Raw genomic sequence first — 1,074 nt, forward strand, 5'->3', positions numbered from 1 at the left:
TCAGAATCTCCTCAATTCTTACGCTGAGAAAATTCTCATTCAAAAGTCACTCTTATTATGGGGGGATTACCATATCAGCCGGATCCAGAGGTTCGGCGAGTTTCTCCTTGTCAGGATCAACAGGTAATTTATCTGCATCTGAAGTCGACATTAGCCGTTAGCGTAGTCTCTTCTCGTAAGAAAAAGAGAGGTAACTCAAATAGTCAATAAGCGATCGTGGTCCGGTTCATGTCCTGAGTGAGGACGCTCAAGATTATTGAAAGAAAAGCCAAACACTTAAAACTATATCAATTATCTGATGGGAAAACGGTTATGGAAGAAATCTCCATGAAACGTTCCTGGCACAGCAGGGATTGGTCGCGTCTGGTCAGGCTGTTTAATGGTCTGACATTCTATGAACGCTTTGAACAGGCCATTATTCTGATACTGATTGCCCTCATCATGCTTGTCACTGCCATAGCGACAGTTCATCTGATCAGCGCGGTCTGGCATCTGATCGTTGACATCGGGATCGATCCCATCAAGCAGGAGATCTTTCAGGAAATTTTTGGTGCGATCTTTACCGTCATTATTGCCCTTGAATTTAAACATTCCCTGCTTGTCGTTCTGGCCCAGCACGAGAATGTTATCCGGGTGAGAACCATCGTTCTGATCGCCCTTTTAGCAGTTGCCCGTAAATTCATCCTGCTGGATCTGAATAAGGTGTCCGCCATGGAATTGTTCGCGCTCTCTGCCGCAGTTTTGGCCCTGGGCATCGTTTACTGGTTAGTTCGTGAGCAGGACGCGCGTGTTGCTCATGATGTCAGAGAGCAGGCGCGCCTAGAAGGCAAAACTGCGTTCCACGGTTGGACAAAAAAGACTTGATTCTGAGCAGACAAGGTAAGGTGGCACTGTTTAAAGTGCTACCTTACTCTTGTCCGAATTACATTGTGTGTGATGAAATCGTATTTTTCGTTGTTTGTGGTGCTAACGTGGTCATACGTTCCGTGTCGATTGGTTTGAATGGTGAGATGGGTTGCTCTAGGTGTTTAGTCCCGTGGTTTGATGGTGTGATATTTTCACGAGAGTGGAAGG

At 45.9% G+C, this 1,074-nt stretch carries 1 protein-coding gene; it reads left to right on the plus strand.

Features of this window, described 5'->3' with window-relative positions; genetic code table 11:
• The first annotated feature begins 312 nt into the window (after window positions 1-312).
• Window positions 313-864 (plus strand): phosphate-starvation-inducible PsiE family protein, encoded by a 552-nt coding sequence (locus tag APA10_RS11940; protein ID WP_003631426.1) that lies wholly within the window; start codon window positions 313-315, stop codon window positions 862-864.
• The last annotated feature ends 210 nt before the right edge of the window (window positions 865-1,074 follow it).

It is taken from the genome of Acetobacter pasteurianus subsp. pasteurianus LMG 1262 = NBRC 106471 (assembly GCF_000285275.1).
Classification (GTDB): Bacteria; Pseudomonadota; Alphaproteobacteria; order Acetobacterales; family Acetobacteraceae; genus Acetobacter; species Acetobacter pasteurianus.

Coding starts and splice junctions, on each gene's coding strand:
- APA10_RS11940 (WP_003631426.1), top strand. CDS start 313: ATGGAAGAAATCTCCATGAAACGTTCCTGGCACAGCAGGGATTGGTCG.